A 14877-nucleotide genomic window follows, 5' to 3' on the forward strand; every position below is an offset into this window, starting at 1 on the left:
TGAAAAGCCGTGTTGAGCCGTGTTCGGTCGACAGTTCCACGGTTAATGTTTTATAATGGAATCGACCGATTTTATCTTATTGGAAAAGAGGGATTAACGTTGGCTGAAATCCGCATCCGCAATACGGACGAACGCATTTCCGGCGAAGAAAACGTGCGTGCTTTCCTGAACAGTCAAGAAGTGCTTTACGAACATTGGGACGCTTCCAAGCTGCCGCAAGAGCTTCAACATAAATTTGCGCTGTCCGACGACGAGAAAAACCAGATCCTCTCCACCTTCGATGAAGAAATTCGCGATCTGGCCGCCCGCCGCGGCTATCGGACGTGGGACATCGTCGCCCTGTCCGAAGCGACGCCGAACCTGGAGGAGCTGCTGAAAAAGTTCGAATCCGTGCACACGCACACCGAGGATGAAGTGCGCGCCATTACGGCCGGCCGCGGCATCTTCATTATCAAAGGCACGGAGGATGTCGGCTATTTCGACGTGGAGCTCGAAGCAGGTGACGTTATCTCCGTTCCCGAGCATAAGCCTCACTTCTTCACGCTGATGGAAAACCGCCAGATTGTGGCCGTCCGCCTGTTCATCGAAACCGAAGGCTGGATTGCCCATCCTTATGAGGATCCCGCATTCCAGAAAGCGTGACGATCATGTTTGTACCGGCGATGCAGAAAGCCCGTCCTCCGCGCCATGCGGAGAACGGGCTTTCTGTTTGAACCGCCGCTGCCTCTATTGCAGGATGTCCAGAAGCTCACCGAGATGCTTGATTTCATGCTTCGGCACGATTTCATCCGTGCGGGTCGCCCCATGGCGGTTGATCCATACCGAATCCATGCCGATCGTATTTGCGCCCAGGATGTCGGTCGTCAGTTTGTCGCCGACCATGACGGCGTCCTCCGGATCGATTCCCAGCATCGTGAGCGCATGACGGAAAATGTTCGCGGCCGGCTTGCCCTCGCCGAATTCGCCCGAGATGATGATATGATCGAAATACGGCGCCAGCTGCGGCACACCGGCCAGCTTCTCCCGCTGCAGATCCGGCGAACCGTTGGTGAGCAACAGCAGCTTGTAGTTGCCGCGCAGTTGATCCAGCACCTCGAACGTCTCTTCATACGTAATCGGCCGCGACCTGCGCTCCGCGGGAAAACGATCGGCAAGCTCGGCGCCCAGCGATTCGTCATCCACGCCGAGCGCACGCAGGCCGCGAATCCATGCCTGGCGCCGATACTCCGGAGCCAGCGCCTGCAGCTTGCGGAACTCGGCTTGCTCCCCTTCGCGGAATTTCGCCCAAAGTCCTTCAAACGGATTAATGCCGATCATTTTCGTGAACGGAAACGTTTCGTAAGACTCGTAAAGAGCCCTCGCTTCGCGTCTTACCGCCTCTTCCAGCTGTCCGACGTCAACCCCTGCGCGCTCCGATGCCACCCGGCAAGTCGCCTCGAACGCTTCTTTTATGCTGCGTTCATCCCACAGCAGGGTGTCGTCCAAATCAAACAGAACCGCTTTTTTCGCCATTCGTTGTATTCGCTCCCGTACTTATTTGGTTTTCTCTTGGAACGGTATGCCGTTGTCCTTTGCAAACGCCCGAAGGCGTTCAGCCATCTCATCGGTGGGATAGCGGTTCATCGTCCGCGAGAACACCCAATTTGCGCCTTTGGCCTGCTCCACGACCACATGGCCGGGCTGAACGGTGATCGACTTGATGTTCGGAACGAACAACAGCTTATCGCCGGTCATCCGGCGCGTTCCCAAATAATCCTTCGCCACGCTCAGATACGGACGCCTGAAAAAGAACAAAACGGCGAGCAGCAAATAAGCCGCGACCGTCACCCAGAACATCGCTGAATCCGTCGCTCTGACGGCATTCGGATCATTCGTCGGAATCGTCACCATATAGATGTAAACCGCCGTAAACAGCACCAGAAAGGACGGCAACAAAAAATTGCGGCCCAAATACCGGTCGATTCTGACGCCGGGAGCCGACAAATTCGGCTTCCCTTCTTTCTTGCGCTGCTTGTTGACGACAGCGGTATTGCGTCTTACTTTGCGTTCCCACGAGCGGGACATCGTCGTTCCTCCTTGTTGTGTCTATCCATCGGCAGCGGGTCACTTATATAGGCCGGCGGAATTTATCGATGAATCGAGTCGGATATTCGGACGGCAAGGCGCTGACTTCGTCGAGGCAGTTCCAAATCTCCTCGGGCATCGTCCATCCGGCGGCGCCGATATCGTCCTCGTACTGCTCCAAGGTGCTGGCGCCGAATATCGGCGCCGTAATACCGGGACGCTGGATGAGCCAGCGAAGAGCGACCTGCGCCGGCGTTTTGCCGAGCTCGCCGGCCGCCTTGCACACCTCGTCCAAGATAGCGAAATTTTTCTCGGTGGAGCGATTCGTCCAGGAGCTTTCTCCCGATTTGGACGTCAATCTGCCGGACCGCGGCTCTTCCCGGCCGTAACGGCCGGTCAGGAATCCGCTGCCGAGCGGCGCCCACGGAATGACGCCGACCTGCTCGCTAAGACATAATTCCATGATCTCCCGGTCCATCTCTCTGCTGACCAGGCTGTACTGCGGCTGAATCGAGATGAACCGGACAAAGCGGTTGAAATCGCTGTAAGCGAGCGATTTCATCAGCTGCCAAGCCAAATAGTTCGAGCACCCTATGTAACGGACCTTGCCGGACGACACCAAATCGTCAAGCGTGCGCAGCGTTTCTTCGATCGGCGTCGCTTGGTCCCAGACATGCATTTGGTACAGGTCGATATAATCGGTTTGCAGACGTCTTAAGCTCGCTTCCACCCCATCCAACATATGCTTGCGAGAGACGCCGACGCCGTTCGGATGCTTCGCTGTCGCGAAGCGTACCTTCGTCGCCAATACGACCTCCGATCGCCGGTCTTTAATAGCCTTGCCGACAATCTCTTCCGATCGGCCGTCGACATAGACATCCGCCGTATCGAGGAAATTGCCTCCCGCCTCCAAAAACCGGTGAATCATCGCAATCGAATCCTCTTCGCTCGTCGTATTGCCGAACGTCATCGTCCCCAGGCATAGCTCGGAAACGGCCAGCCCGCTTCTTCCCAACAACCGGTATTCCATGCATTCCCCTCCGTCTACGGATATAAAAAATAGAACGGAACGGCCGGGAAGGCCGCTCCGGACGTAAAAGCCAATCAGTGCTTCGTCGCATCCTCTTCTTCGTCGGCCCATTTGATATTGTCCAGCTGATCCTTGAAATTTTTCCGGAACTGGGCCAGGTATTGCTTTCGCAGCTCGTCCCTCTCGGCCAATTCCTCGTCGCTGAGCCCGACCGAGTTATGCTTCCGGGATAGCTCGTTGATCCTGTCCAGCAATTTACCCATATCCTGATTCCTCCTTCGATGTTCCCACCGGCCGACCGGCGCTGCTGCCCTCTCCTTACTTTGACATTATCGATAAGTCCTTGTCAAGGACGCCGCTCCCACGCCTGATCCAAATCCAAAGATAACGAAAAAGACCGCGGCGCCGGGGTTACACTCCGCTGCCTGCGGTCAATTTCATTGTTCGTGACTTATGCGGCCTGACTGCGATTTGACGTTCGAGCTCGCGGGATTCAGGATCGTTACCTACTTCGCGGGTACGATGAGTGACTGTCCTGGCTGCAATACACTGCCCGAGAGATTGTTTCGTTTCTTAATCATATATACCGTCTTGCGAACGTCCCCGCCTTCCGGCTTCACGCTTTGCGCGATATCCCATAACGTATCTCCCGAGGACACGACGATCGTTCTTTCTCCGTTCGCAGCGGTTTCCGCCCTCGTGCCCGAGGCTCCCGACTGCACGATGGCAAAGCCGGTGAAAATAATGAGGAAAAACAATGCCGCAGCCGTCAGGCGCGCGGTTAAGATCCGATCGCTCGGGCGGACATCATTCTTGCGGCCGGCGCGTCCGTTCGCAGCCGTTCCTTTATTATGACTGGTATGCATCGATATGTATGATAGAGATCCGATACCGTTTGCCATTGTCACAGCACCCCAAACATTTGTTCTCTTTCACTTGAATTCAATATATCACGAACATTTGTTTGCAGTCAACGTTTTTTTGGAACACTTGTTCCCTTTTTTAACGGCAAGCTCCAAAACACGGTGCGAACGGATGTTTTTGAGAACCTATGTTTGTACGAACTCGGGTTCTGTGCTATAATTTGTCACAACAATGATCGATGGAGTGATGATGGTGTCCAAAATTTCCAACCGCCAGCAAGCGATACTGGAGTTCATTAAGAATGAAGTCCGCGAGAAAGGTTACCCTCCCTCCGTCCGGGAAATCGGAGAAGCGGTCGGTCTCGCTTCCAGCTCCACCGTCCACGGCCATTTGGACCGGTTGGAGAAGAAAGGGCTAATCCGCCGCGATCCGACGAAGCCCCGCGCAATCGAAATATTGGATCAGGACGGAGAGAGCGACATTCATTTCCCGCTCGCCGTATCCAAGGTGCCCGTCGTCGGCAAAGTAACGGCCGGCGTCCCGATTACCGCAACCGAGAACATTGAAGAGTATTTCCCGCTGCCGGCCCATTTCGTCGGCGACAATCAGGTGTTCATGCTGAATGTCATCGGTGAAAGCATGATCGAGGCCGGCATCCATGACGGCGACTACGTTATCGTACGCCAGCAGCAGACGGCTATGAACGGCGAAATCGTCGTCGCCATGACGGAGGATGACGAAGCGACCGTCAAGACGTTTTACAAGGAAAAGGATCATATTCGCCTGCAGCCCGAAAATCCGACGATGGAGCCGATTCGGCTGAAGCATGTAACGATTCTGGGCAAAGTCATCGGCTTGTTCCGGGACATCCACTGATTTCGATCTCAGAAGCAGAGCAGCCGCATCACCTTCAAAAGTGATCAAAAAAGCCGTCCTCTTCCGCCAAGCAGGCAGAATAAGGACGGCTTTCGCATATACATCCGTAACGGACCGATTAATAAAGCGTCAAGTACTGATCCCGTTCCCATTGATGCACTTGAGTCCGGTACATATCCCACTCGATTTCCTTCAGCTCGTAGAAATGCGCCAGCGCGTGGTCGCCGAGCGCTTCGCAAATAACTTCATCGCGCAGCAGCTCCTCCAGCGACTCCTTCAGACTGGACGGCAAAATTGGAATACCCTCGTCCAGACGCTCTTCTTCGGTCATAACGTATATGTTGCGATCCGTCGGCGCAGGCAGCGGAAGCTTGTTCTTGATGCCGTCCAATCCGGCTTTCAGCATAACGGCGAGCGCCAGATAAGGGTTGGCCGCCGGGTCTGGATTGCGCACTTCGATCCGCGTGCTGAGTCCTCGGGAGGCCGGGATACGGATCATCGGGCTGCGGTTGCTCGCGGACCAGGCGACATAGACCGGCGCTTCATAGCCCGGTACGAGACGCTTGTAGGAGTTGACCGTCGGGTTCGTGATGGCCGCGAAACCGCGGGCATGGCGCAGGACGCCCGCCATATACTGGCGCGCCGTTTGACTGAGGCCCAGCTTGTCGCTCTCGTCGTAGAACGCGTTCTCTTTGCCACGGAACAGCGATTGATGCGCGTGCATACCCGAGCCGTTGACGCCGAACAGCGGCTTCGGCATGAACGTCGCATGCAGGCCGTGCTGGCGTGCGACCGTTTTTACGACGAGCTTGAACGTTTGAATTTGGTCGGCGGCCTTGACGGCGTCCGCATACTTGAAATCGATCTCGTGCTGGCCGGGAGCCACCTCGTGGTGGGAGGCCTCGATCTCAAAGCCCATTTCCTCGAGCGTGAGCACGATTTCGCGGCGGCAGTTCTCGCCGAGGTCCGTCGGAGCAAGGTCGAAATAACCGCCCTGGTCGTTCAGTTCCATCGTCGGATTGCCCTTCTCATCGGTTTTGAACAGGAAAAACTCCGGCTCCGGGCCGACGTTCATGGCGGTGAAGCCCAGCTCTTCGGCTTCCTTCAGGCAGCGCTTCAGAATGCCGCGCGGATCGCCGGCGAACGGCGTGCCGTCCGGCATGTACACGTCGCAAATCAAGCGGGCCACGCGATCCTCGGTCACCCATGGGAACACGACCCATGTATCCAAATCGGGATATAAGTACATATCGGATTCTTCGATCCGAACGTACCCTTCGATGGAAGATCCGTCGAACATCATTTTGTTGTCCAATGCCTTTTCAAGCTGGCTGAGCGGAATTTCCACGTTCTTGATCGTTCCGAGCAAATCGGTGAATTGCAGACGGATGAACCGGACGTTCTCTTCCTTGGCAATGCGCAAAATGTCTTCTTTCGTCAAACTCACGGGATCCTCTCCTTCTACGTGCGTTATTCTTACGTTATGGCTTATTGCTATAGAAACGGGACAACTGGCCTTGAATCATGGAGGCTTTGCCCGGTCTCTTGTCCAGCAGCTGCTGCTTAAGGAGGCGGTGCAATTGCATGTCGGACAGCTCTCGGCGCTTGCTTTCGGTTTGCTCGGTAATAACCGTCGCTTCCTCCGATTCCTTCGACACCGGGTGCATGACCTGCTTGATCCCGGCGATGTTGACGCCTTTCTCAATCAACGATTTGATCTCGAGCAGACGCTCGACATCGTTAAAGGAAAACAGCCGCTGGTTACCGGCCGTCCGCGCGGGCACGATGAGCTCGTGCTGCTCGTAATACCGGATTTGCCTAGCGGTCAAATCCGTCAGTTTCATGACGATTCCGATCGGGAACAGCGCCATATTCCTGCGTATTTCATCCCCCATGCCGCATCAACCTTCCAATTGTTGTGATATGGGTTTATTGTAGCTTCCCGACCTAAACATGTCAAGGTATGTTAGGTTTGATCACAATTATTCCCTTCTCAGCCATGCGGCTCAAGGCGGTCAATAAGCCATATTTGACATGCGAATAAGTGAGCCCGCCCTGCATATAGGCGATATAAGGCGCGCGGATAGGCGCGTCGGCCGAAAGCTCAAGGCTTCCCCCTTGAATGAAAGTGCCGGCGGCCATAATGACCGGATGCTCGTAGCCGGGCATGTCCCACGGCTCCGGCACGACATGCGCATCGACCGCCGCCGCCTGCTGAATGCCTTGGACGAACGCGATCAGATGCTCGGCGGACCCGAAGCGGACCGCCTGGATCAAATCCGTCCTCTGCTCGTCCCATTTCGGCTGCGACTCGAAGCCGAGAGCCTCGAACACAGCCGCCGCCAGAACGCTGCCCTTCAAGGCTTGTCCCACGAGATGAGGCGCAAGGAAAAGCCCTTGATACACGCCGCGAAGCGTGCCGAGCGTCGCTCCCACCTCACCTCCGATTCCCGGCGCGGTCAACCGGAAAGCCGCCTGCTCGACCAAATCCGCCCGGCCGCAAATATAGCCGCCGGTGGCCGCCAGGCCGCCGCCGGGATTTTTGATCAAGGAGCCCGCCATCAGGTCGGCGCCCGCTTCGGTCGGCTCCGTCTCCTCCGTAAATTCGCCGTAGCAGTTATCGACAAACACGATCGCATCGGGCTTGATCGCCTTGACCCGGCGCACCATCTCCCCGATCTCGCGCACGGTATACGACGCCCGCCAATCGTACCCTCTGGACCGCTGGATGCCGATCACCCGGGTGCGCCCGTTCACGGCGGCTTCCACACCCGCCCAGTCAACGCTCCCGTCTTCCGGCAACGCCACCTCGCCGTAACCGACGCCCCAATCCCGCAGCGACCCTCCGCCGTCTCCCGGTTTGCCGATCACCTTGTGCAGCGTATCGTAAGGCCTGCCCGTTATGTACAGCAGCTCGTCGCCCGGGCGCAATACGCCGAACAGCGCGCAGCCGATCGTATGCGTGCCCGATACGAAATGCGGACGCACCAGTGCCGCTTCCGCTCCGAAAACGTCCGCATACACCAGATCGAGCGTCTCGCGGCCCCGGTCGTTATAGCCGTAACCGGTCGAGCCGAAAAAATGAAAATCGCTGACGCGATGGCGCTGAAACGCTTGAATCACCTTCCAATGGTTGCGCTCCGCCATGCGGTCGAGCTCCCGGAATCGGCCTTGAAGCCGTTCCTCCGCCGACTCGGCCACCCTCAAGCATGCCTGCCAATGTATGTTATCCGCCAGTTGCCTCAAACCCTTCTCTCCCCTGTTGTAGTACCCGCCGACTCCCACCCTTAACCTGCCAATCGAATCAGCTAACCGCCCTGCCAGCCAAAGACCTATGCGGCCAAACGCAGCCCGCACGATATTATCGCTGTACGTATGGCTGCAGCTTATACCCGTTTAATTCGTATTCCTGTTTGTTCAACCGGACTGTAAGCCTCATCAAGCCGTCCTCTTCCCTTGCGTCCTGCCCAAGCACCTCGCCGCTGCGGTAAGCCAGCGCGATCAGATCGCCCCGGTCGGCCGGAATCGCGAACGTCAGCGTTTCTCCCGTCAGCTTCCGTTGCACGGCCTCGCGGATCAGCTGCAGATCCGGCTTCGAGTAAGCGCTCACGAACAGCGCGTCCCTCCCGCCCGCAAGCAGCTCGCTGCAATCCTCGGAGCACAGGTCCTTTTTGTTAAACACGGTCAACTGCGGTTTGTCTCCCGCGCCCAGCTGGGTCAGGATGTCCGCGACGACCGACATTTGCTCTGCGCGCATCGGCGACGAGCTGTCGACAACATGCAAAATGAGGTCGGCCTCGTTCACTTCCTCCAGCGTGGCGCGGAATGCGGCGACCAGGTCATGCGGCAGATTCTGGATGAATCCGACCGTATCGGTCAATACGACCTCCTTGCCGCCGGGCAGCACCCAGCTGCGCGAAGTCGGATCGAGCGTCGCAAATAATTGATTCTCGACGTACACATCCGTCTCGGTCAGCTCGCGCAGCAGCGTCGATTTCCCCGCGTTCGTGTAGCCGACAAGCGCCACCTGGATGACGCCGGATTTCTTCCGCCGCTCGCGGTGAAGCTTGCGGTGTCGCACAACCTCCTCCAGCTGCCTTTTCAGCTCGGAAATGCGGCCCCGGATATGACGACGGTCCGTCTCGAGCTTCGATTCGCCGGGGCCTCTCGTGCCGATGCCGCCGCCCAGCCGCGACAGGTTTTTGCCGTGCCCGGACAGCCGCGGCAGCAAGTAGCTGAGCTGGGCCAATTCGACCTGGATGATGCCCTCGCGCGTTTTGGCCCGGCCGGCGAAAATATCGAGAATCAACTGCGTCCGGTCGATGATTTTCAAATCCAGCGCTTCCTCCAGGTTTCGCACCTGCGCGCCCGACAGCTCCTGGTCGAAGATCGCGGTCGTCGCACTCAGCTCGGACGCGACGGCGCGCAACTCCTCCACCTTGCCTTTGCCGATGAACCATTTGGAGTCGGGCGTTTCCCGGTTTTGCGCCATCGTCGTCAGCACCTGAACGCCGGCCGTTTCGGCCAGGCTGACCAGTTCGGCCAGCGAATGCTCCGGATCGGCGGAGCCGCGCTTCGCCTCATCCGTCACAAGGCTGACGAGCACGGCCCTGTCCCGCATATCGTGATTCGTATCGTAAGTAGACGTCGCCATCTTTTGCAGCTCCTTATATCACGTATCCCACTTCAAATCCTCGGGCCGCAGAGCCATCAGCTCGTGCTTGCCGGGCGAACCGTTCGCATATTGATTAAGCAGCCGTACCGCCTGGTGGCGGATCGCCTTCTCGATCGCGTTCCGCACATAACGGGCATTGCTGAACGCGAAAAACGATTCGTTTTTCTCGGACGTCAAATGCTGCCTGAGCTTGAACAGCGACTGCGGCAGCAGCGTGTAATCGCGCTCCTTGACCATCAGTTCGGCGATGAGGATCAGCTGATCGACCGTATAGTCGGGAAAATCGATCTGGATCGGAAAACGGGACGGCAGCCCCGGGTTCGTCATCAGGAAGTTCTCGATTTCGTCCGGATAACCGGCCAGAATCAGCACGAACTGATTTTTATAATCCTCCATCGCCTTCACCAGCGTATCGATCGCTTCCTTGCCGAAGTCCTTCTCCCCGCCGCGCGCGAGACTGTAGGCCTCATCGACGAATAATACCCCGCCGATCGCTTTTTTAACCAAATCGCGCGTTTTCTGGGCCGTATGCCCGATATACTCGCCGACCAGATCCGCCCGTTCCACCTCGATCAGGTGGCCTTTATGCAGGACGCCCATCCGCTGAAAAAGCTTTGCCACGATACGCGCGATCGTCGTTTTGCCCGTGCCCGGATTGCCTTTGAACACCATATGGTAAACATGGGAGCCCCCGGCCAGTCCCGCGTCCGCCCGCAGCCGGGAAACCTTGAGCAGCGCATAAATTTCATACATGAGCGACTTGACGTTGTCGAGGCCGACCATCGAGTCGAGCTCCTTCTGGATGTCCGCGAAGGGATGGCCCTCGCTGTGCCTGGCCTTGGCGGCGTTGTCCGCTTCCGGGCCCGGTGCGGGCGCCGACTGCGCCTGGGCTTCGTTCCCGCGCAAAATTACGCTGATCTGTCTGGAAGGCCTCGTTGGGGCCGTTTCGTTCGTCAAGGCCGCACGTCCGTTCATGCGGGCATCACCTACCCTTATGAGAGTCGATCCGACACGGACACGCGCCTGCTTCCGCATCCGCCGCTTTATCCAATGTATGCGTGCGGCGCCCCCCATAGTAGCGGTTTGGTCCTACCGCCGGCGGACTTACAGCCCCATCTCCTTGTTATCCGGCAGCCGCGTCCCGAAACGGAGCAGCAGGCTGTCGAGCTTCCATTTCGTAAAAGCCATCACCTCGCGTCGCGATTGCTCCCGGACCGGCCGTGCCCGCGATTCCGCCATCGAAAATGCGGGCCGGTCATAGTTCAGATAACGGGCGATGTCGGCTGCGCGAGCGGTGTGAAACTCATGCGTGATAATGACGACGGATGCAATGCCTTCCCGCTTCATGATCGCTTTGCTGTTGAGCAGATTATCATAGGTGCTCTGCGCTTCGGGATCCAGCAGCATCCGGTCCTGCGGCACCCCTCTGGCAAGCAGATAATCGCGCATCCCTTCCGCTTCCGGAATGGTCGAGCCGTTGTAATCGTAGCCGCCGGTCAGAATGAAGGTGTCGAACTTGCCCTGCTTGTACAGCTTAAGCGCATGGTCGAGCCGTTCCCTTAGGACCGCGGTCGGTTCATTGCGCCACAGCGCCGCTCCCAGTACGATGCCGGCATCGTATTTGTCCTTCAGCGGCGCCGGTTGAAAAGCATATATGGTCCAGAGCAGATAGCCGATCCAGCCGACTCCGGCCAGGCCCAGAACGATAGCGGTGCGAAACGCAAAAGCAAACGGCCGGAAGCGTTTCTTCTTCCGCCGTTTGGCTTTGACCCGGGCCTTTGCTTGCATTCCCGTTCTCACGAAGGCTCCTTTCCGCTCACCCTCTCGGCAAGCGTCTTTCTGTGCTTCAAGCTAAGCGTAAAATAGCGGAATCGCCCGTTGCGGATCAACGACAGCAGGCGTCCCGCCGTCTTGCGGGCCATCTCGGCGTCCTTCGCGCTCACATCGCCCGAACGCAGCGCGTCCTCCAGTTCGTCTTCATCAAGCAAAAATACTTCGCCGGACGGCAGCACGACGATGTCGAGATAGAGGTCGTCGAACCACGGCACCTTCTGGTCGGTTAATCCCTGCGTCTTGCAAATATCGATGTACCACTGCACAACCTTGCCCTTGTCGTCGAACATCGTCGTGACGACGAAATGCTCGCCCTTCGGATAATGCTGCATCCACAGGAACCCCCGGTCCGCCAGACACAGCTTGCGGCCGTTGTATTCCTTCCACAGCGGTTCGCGAAGCTCATGGATCCGGTAAAATGTCACAAGCCCCTTGAAATCGTCACCGTCCATGGACAAGCAGGTGTAGCTTTTCCGAAGGATGCGTCTCCAATTGGCGCGATCCGAAAATTTTCGTTTCATAAGCTACGTACCTTTCCGTTGAATTGGAAAGTGCCCGCTTGCTTGCCGGGCCTTTCGGAACCCGTCTATCCAACCTGTTATGAAAAAAGCTTACCACATCTTTCGGGCCATCTCCAGTTAACGGAAAAAATAAACCGAGCCTGCGGTCAAAACCGTCTTCGAAAAAAAGAAACGGGGGCTCGGTCCCCCGTGTATACAGCCGTCAACGCGGCCCGCATCTTATGCCGGCTTCCCTTATCAAGGTTGCGGCGCCGCCGCGTCGTTGTCGGCGGCAGGCGTACTGCCGCCAGCCGGTGCGGGCTCGGGCTCCCCAGTCGTTCCGCCTGCCGCCGGCTCGGACGGCGCGGTGCCGCCTTCCGGCGGCGGCGTACCGTCTCCGGAAGGCGGTGCCGCGCCATCGTCGCCGGTACCGGTGCCGCCTTCCGGCGGAGCATTGCCCGTACCGCCCTCCAGCGGCAGGTTGCCGATGCCGTCATCCGGCAGCAAGGAGCCGTTGCCTCCGTTGCCTCCGTTGCCTCCGTTGCCGCCCTCGCCCGGCGGCAAGTCGGTTCCCTCATCCGGCGCATCGGCGCCATTGCCCGGCAGAACATTTCCCGGGTCTTCCGGCAGAACCGGTTCCGGCTCCGGCTCCGCAAGCGGCTCCGGAATCGTGATCGACTGCCGGCTCGAGGTATCGCCCTCGGCGCCCGATTGCTCGTTATAAGCTGCCACATAATACTCATAGGTCAAATTTGCCTGCACGGCACGGTCCAGAACCGATGTGTCCGCGGATTGGCTGATCAGCGAAAACTCGGATTCCGACGCTTCCTTGCGGTACAAATTGTAAACCAGCCCCTCGCCCGGCCGGCCGTTCCAGCTGATCTGAACGGCCAGTTCGGCTTCGTTCCAGGTTACGGAGAATCCTCCGACGGTCGGCGGCTTCTCAATCGCCTTCACCCCTTCGGGTCTTGTAAATTTACCGCCCGGAACACCTTCAAGCGCCTGCGACATGACCTTGCTGAACAAGGAGGCCGCCATGCCGCTGCCGTTCTTCAACACGTGCTCGCGATCGGTCTTGACATAACCCATCCAGACCGCCGCCGTCCATTCCGGTGTATATCCGGCGAACCAGACGTCCCGGTTGCCGCTCGAATTGAAATTCGGGATGCCGTGCTGGGTCGTGCCGGTTTTGCCCGCCACCTGGCGGCCGCCGATCGCAGCCCGGGTTCCCGTGCCGCCCTTCTGCACGACGGCTTGCATCAACTCGGTCAAATACCAGGCCGTCTCCGGCTCCATGAGCTGCTTGGCCCGAGGCTTCTCATATTCATACTTCACCGAGCCGTCCTTGCTCTCGATTCGTACGATCGCGTGAGGATCGACCGATTTGCCGCCGTTGGCAAACACACTGTAAGCCGTCGCCATTTGCATCGGCGTAACGCCGTTCGTTAAGCCGCCGAGGGCGATCGCCAGGTTGCGGTCTTCCTTTGCCAGCTGGAAGCCGAGCGTCTTGGCGAAGCCGAGCCCGCGTTGGATGCCGATTTCGTTCAACAACCATACGGCCGACGCGTTCCGCGATTCCTTGAGCGATTGCTCCATGGTGACCGGTCCGATAAACTTGACGCGGTTCGAATCGGTCGGACAGTAATCGCCGTAGCATTTCTTATCGTCCCGCAGGATCGACCAAGGGAACCAGTCCCCCGTCTCAAGCGCCGGACCGTACACCGTGATCGGCTTGAACGCGGAGCCCGGCTGGCGCGGCTCGAGCACCCGGTTGGTGCCTTTTTTCTCATATTCGCGCCCGCCGCCGATCGCCACGATCTCGCCGGTCCGATGGTCCATAATAATCATCGCGCCCTGCACGATCTGTTCGTCGACGCTCTTCTCGAAGTTGTCCGGATCCGCGAATTCCTTCTCGACCACTTTCTGCGCCTTTACATTCAGCGTCGTATAAATGTTGTAGCCGCCAAGCCGCAGCTCCTCCTCGGTCAAGCCGGTGACGCGCTCCGCCTCGTTCACGACGAAATCGACGAACGCCGGGTAGGCTTGGGTCGACGTCTTTTCCGTGGTCGTTTCAGGAGGCTCGTATTGCTCCGCCTCGGCTTTCGCTTCTTCGGCCTGGGCCGAAGTAATAAGCCCCTGCTCGAGCATCAGGTCAAGAACGACATCCATCCGCTCTCGGGATCGCTCCGGATTGCCGATCGGATTATAGCCGTTCGGCGCCTTCGGCATGCCGGCGAGCGTCGCCATCTCCCACAGCTTCAGCTGGTTTAAATCCTTTTTGCCGAAATACAGCTCGGACGCGGCCTGTACGCCGTACGCCCCTTTGCCGAAATAAATCCGGTTCAGGTACAGCTCCAATATTTCGTCTTTCGTCTTTTTGTTTTCCAGCGCCACCGCGATCGACGCCTCCGAAGCTTTGCGGAAAAACGTCTTGTCTTGGTTTAGGAACATGTTTTTGGCAAGCTGCTGCGTAATCGTGCTCCCGCCCTCAACGGCGCCGCGGGCCACGACGTCCTTCACGAGCGCCCTTCCGATCGCCCAGAAGTCTACGCCGGAGTGTTCGCGAAACCGTTTGTCCTCCGTCGCGATGAACGCTTCCTGCAGCAATTTCGGAATTTTCGGCAAGTCCACATATTCACGGTTCTCCGTTGCGAACAGCTTGGATACCTCGACGCCGTTCGCGTCATAGATGGCCGAAGTTTCGGCAAAATCGAAGGCTCCCTGGTTGGCCGCAAGAATCCGTTCGCCGTTCAGCACGATCAGCAAATACCCGATAATTCCGCTGATGACGGCCGTTGCCGCCGTGAAGAACAGGATGGCGCCGATCTTTTTACCGGACCGCTTGTGCTTTCCTTTATTTACGCGTTTTGCCGCGTCATTCGCGTTGCCGCTTGTTCGTCCAGCACGTTTCTCCGACACGTCAGACTCCCCTTCCCGTTTCTTTTTCTCTATCATGCCTATTTATACCCCGGATTGAAACGAAAAGAACAACCCGGGCCGGCGGCCGCCCGTCAAGAAAGCGGGAGGCAGCACGT

15 protein-coding genes are annotated in these 14877 nt (G+C 57.9%); 2 read left to right on the top strand and 13 right to left on the bottom strand.

Features of this window, described 5'->3' with window-relative positions:
• Window positions 1-99 precede the first annotated feature (99 nt).
• Window positions 100-642 carry an acireductone dioxygenase gene (locus tag RWM61_RS07845; protein ID WP_313999238.1) on the top strand — a complete coding sequence of 181 codons (543 nt, stop codon included), beginning with the start codon at window positions 100-102 and terminating at the stop codon, window positions 640-642.
• Window positions 643-726: 84 nt separating this feature from the next.
• Here RWM61_RS07845 and RWM61_RS07850 read toward each other — a convergent pair whose 3' ends face one another.
• From RWM61_RS07850 to RWM61_RS07870, 5 genes are all read right to left on the bottom strand, one after another.
• A complete protein-coding gene (locus RWM61_RS07850) occupies window positions 727-1512 on the bottom strand; it encodes an HAD family hydrolase (protein WP_313999240.1) in 786 nt (261 codons plus the stop codon).
• 21 nt (window positions 1513-1533) lie between these two features.
• Window positions 1534-2064, bottom strand: a complete 531-nt coding sequence (locus tag RWM61_RS07855; RefSeq protein WP_313999242.1) for a hypothetical protein — start codon at window positions 2062-2064, stop codon at window positions 1534-1536.
• A gap of 43 nt (window positions 2065-2107) precedes the next feature.
• Complete coding sequence (locus RWM61_RS07860) at window positions 2108-3094, bottom strand: aldo/keto reductase (protein WP_313999244.1); 987 nt, start codon at window positions 3092-3094, stop codon at window positions 2108-2110.
• A gap of 74 nt (window positions 3095-3168) precedes the next feature.
• On the bottom strand, window positions 3169-3357 hold the full coding sequence (locus RWM61_RS07865) for a DUF896 domain-containing protein (protein ID WP_313999246.1): 189 nt from the start codon (window positions 3355-3357) through the stop codon (window positions 3169-3171).
• Between the two features lie 243 nt (window positions 3358-3600).
• Window positions 3601-3996, bottom strand: a complete 396-nt coding sequence (locus RWM61_RS07870; RefSeq protein WP_313999248.1) for a LysM peptidoglycan-binding domain-containing protein — start codon at window positions 3994-3996, stop codon at window positions 3601-3603.
• 214 nt (window positions 3997-4210) lie between these two features.
• Here RWM61_RS07870 and lexA point away from each other — a divergent pair, with 214 nt between their 5' ends.
• Window positions 4211-4834, top strand: coding sequence for a transcriptional repressor LexA (lexA, locus tag RWM61_RS07875; RefSeq protein WP_313999250.1), 624 nt, complete (start codon window positions 4211-4213; stop codon window positions 4832-4834).
• Window positions 4835-4952: 118 nt separating this feature from the next.
• On the opposite strand, the gene glnA is transcribed toward lexA, so the two are convergent.
• The 8 genes from glnA to RWM61_RS07915 all read right to left on the bottom strand — a co-directional run bounded on the left by glnA (window position 4953) and on the right by RWM61_RS07915 (window position 14761).
• On the bottom strand, window positions 4953-6281 hold the full coding sequence (glnA, locus tag RWM61_RS07880) for a type I glutamate--ammonia ligase (RefSeq protein ID WP_313999252.1): 1329 nt from the start codon (window positions 6279-6281) through the stop codon (window positions 4953-4955).
• A gap of 34 nt (window positions 6282-6315) precedes the next feature.
• Window positions 6316-6729 carry a MerR family transcriptional regulator gene (locus tag RWM61_RS07885; protein WP_313999254.1) on the bottom strand — a complete coding sequence of 138 codons (414 nt, stop codon included), beginning with the start codon at window positions 6727-6729 and terminating at the stop codon, window positions 6316-6318.
• A 61-nt stretch (window positions 6730-6790) separates the two neighbouring features.
• Window positions 6791-8059, bottom strand: coding sequence for a methionine gamma-lyase family protein (locus RWM61_RS07890; protein WP_313999326.1), 1269 nt, complete (start codon window positions 8057-8059; stop codon window positions 6791-6793).
• A gap of 136 nt (window positions 8060-8195) precedes the next feature.
• The gene (gene hflX / locus RWM61_RS07895; protein WP_313999256.1) at window positions 8196-9488 is read right to left on the bottom strand and encodes a GTPase HflX; all 1293 of its coding nucleotides are present in this window, start codon (window positions 9486-9488) and stop codon (window positions 8196-8198) included.
• 18 nt (window positions 9489-9506) lie between these two features.
• A complete protein-coding gene (locus RWM61_RS07900) occupies window positions 9507-10484 on the bottom strand; it encodes an AAA family ATPase (RefSeq protein WP_313999258.1) in 978 nt (325 codons plus the stop codon).
• A 129-nt stretch (window positions 10485-10613) separates the two neighbouring features.
• Window positions 10614-11309 carry a YdcF family protein gene (locus RWM61_RS07905; protein WP_313999260.1) on the bottom strand — a complete coding sequence of 232 codons (696 nt, stop codon included), beginning with the start codon at window positions 11307-11309 and terminating at the stop codon, window positions 10614-10616.
• The gene (locus RWM61_RS07910) at window positions 11306-11863 is read right to left on the bottom strand and encodes a DUF402 domain-containing protein (protein ID WP_313999262.1); all 558 of its coding nucleotides are present in this window, start codon (window positions 11861-11863) and stop codon (window positions 11306-11308) included. Before RWM61_RS07910 ends, RWM61_RS07905 begins: the two co-directional genes overlap by 4 nt.
• 237 nt (window positions 11864-12100) lie before the next feature.
• Window positions 12101-14761, bottom strand: coding sequence for a PBP1A family penicillin-binding protein (locus RWM61_RS07915; RefSeq protein ID WP_313999264.1), 2661 nt, complete (start codon window positions 14759-14761; stop codon window positions 12101-12103).
• Between the last annotated feature and the right edge of the window lie 116 nt (window positions 14762-14877).

The sequence above is a fragment of the uncultured Paenibacillus sp. genome, from assembly GCF_963515335.1.
In the GTDB taxonomy this organism is placed as follows: Bacteria; Bacillota; Bacilli; order Paenibacillales; family Paenibacillaceae; genus Paenibacillus_I.

Excerpts from the sequence above, each read along its gene's own strand:
- RWM61_RS07885 (WP_313999254.1), bottom strand. The coding sequence starts at position 6,729 with ATGGGGGATGAAATACGCAGGAATATGGCGCTGTTCCCGATCGGAATC.
- RWM61_RS07860 (WP_313999244.1), bottom strand. The coding sequence starts at position 3,094 with ATGGAATACCGGTTGTTGGGAAGAAGCGGGCTGGCCGTTTCCGAGCTA.
- RWM61_RS07865 (WP_313999246.1), bottom strand. The coding sequence starts at position 3,357 with ATGGGTAAATTGCTGGACAGGATCAACGAGCTATCCCGGAAGCATAAC.
- RWM61_RS07900 (WP_313999258.1), bottom strand. The coding sequence starts at position 10,484 with ATGAACGGACGTGCGGCCTTGACGAACGAAACGGCCCCAACGAGGCCT.
- RWM61_RS07910 (WP_313999262.1), bottom strand. The coding sequence starts at position 11,863 with ATGAAACGAAAATTTTCGGATCGCGCCAATTGGAGACGCATCCTTCGG.
- RWM61_RS07850 (WP_313999240.1), bottom strand. The coding sequence starts at position 1,512 with ATGGCGAAAAAAGCGGTTCTGTTTGATTTGGACGACACCCTGCTGTGG.
- RWM61_RS07855 (WP_313999242.1), bottom strand. The coding sequence starts at position 2,064 with ATGTCCCGCTCGTGGGAACGCAAAGTAAGACGCAATACCGCTGTCGTC.
- hflX (WP_313999256.1), bottom strand. The coding sequence starts at position 9,488 with ATGGCGACGTCTACTTACGATACGAATCACGATATGCGGGACAGGGCC.
- RWM61_RS07870 (WP_313999248.1), bottom strand. The coding sequence starts at position 3,996 with ATGGCAAACGGTATCGGATCTCTATCATACATATCGATGCATACCAGT.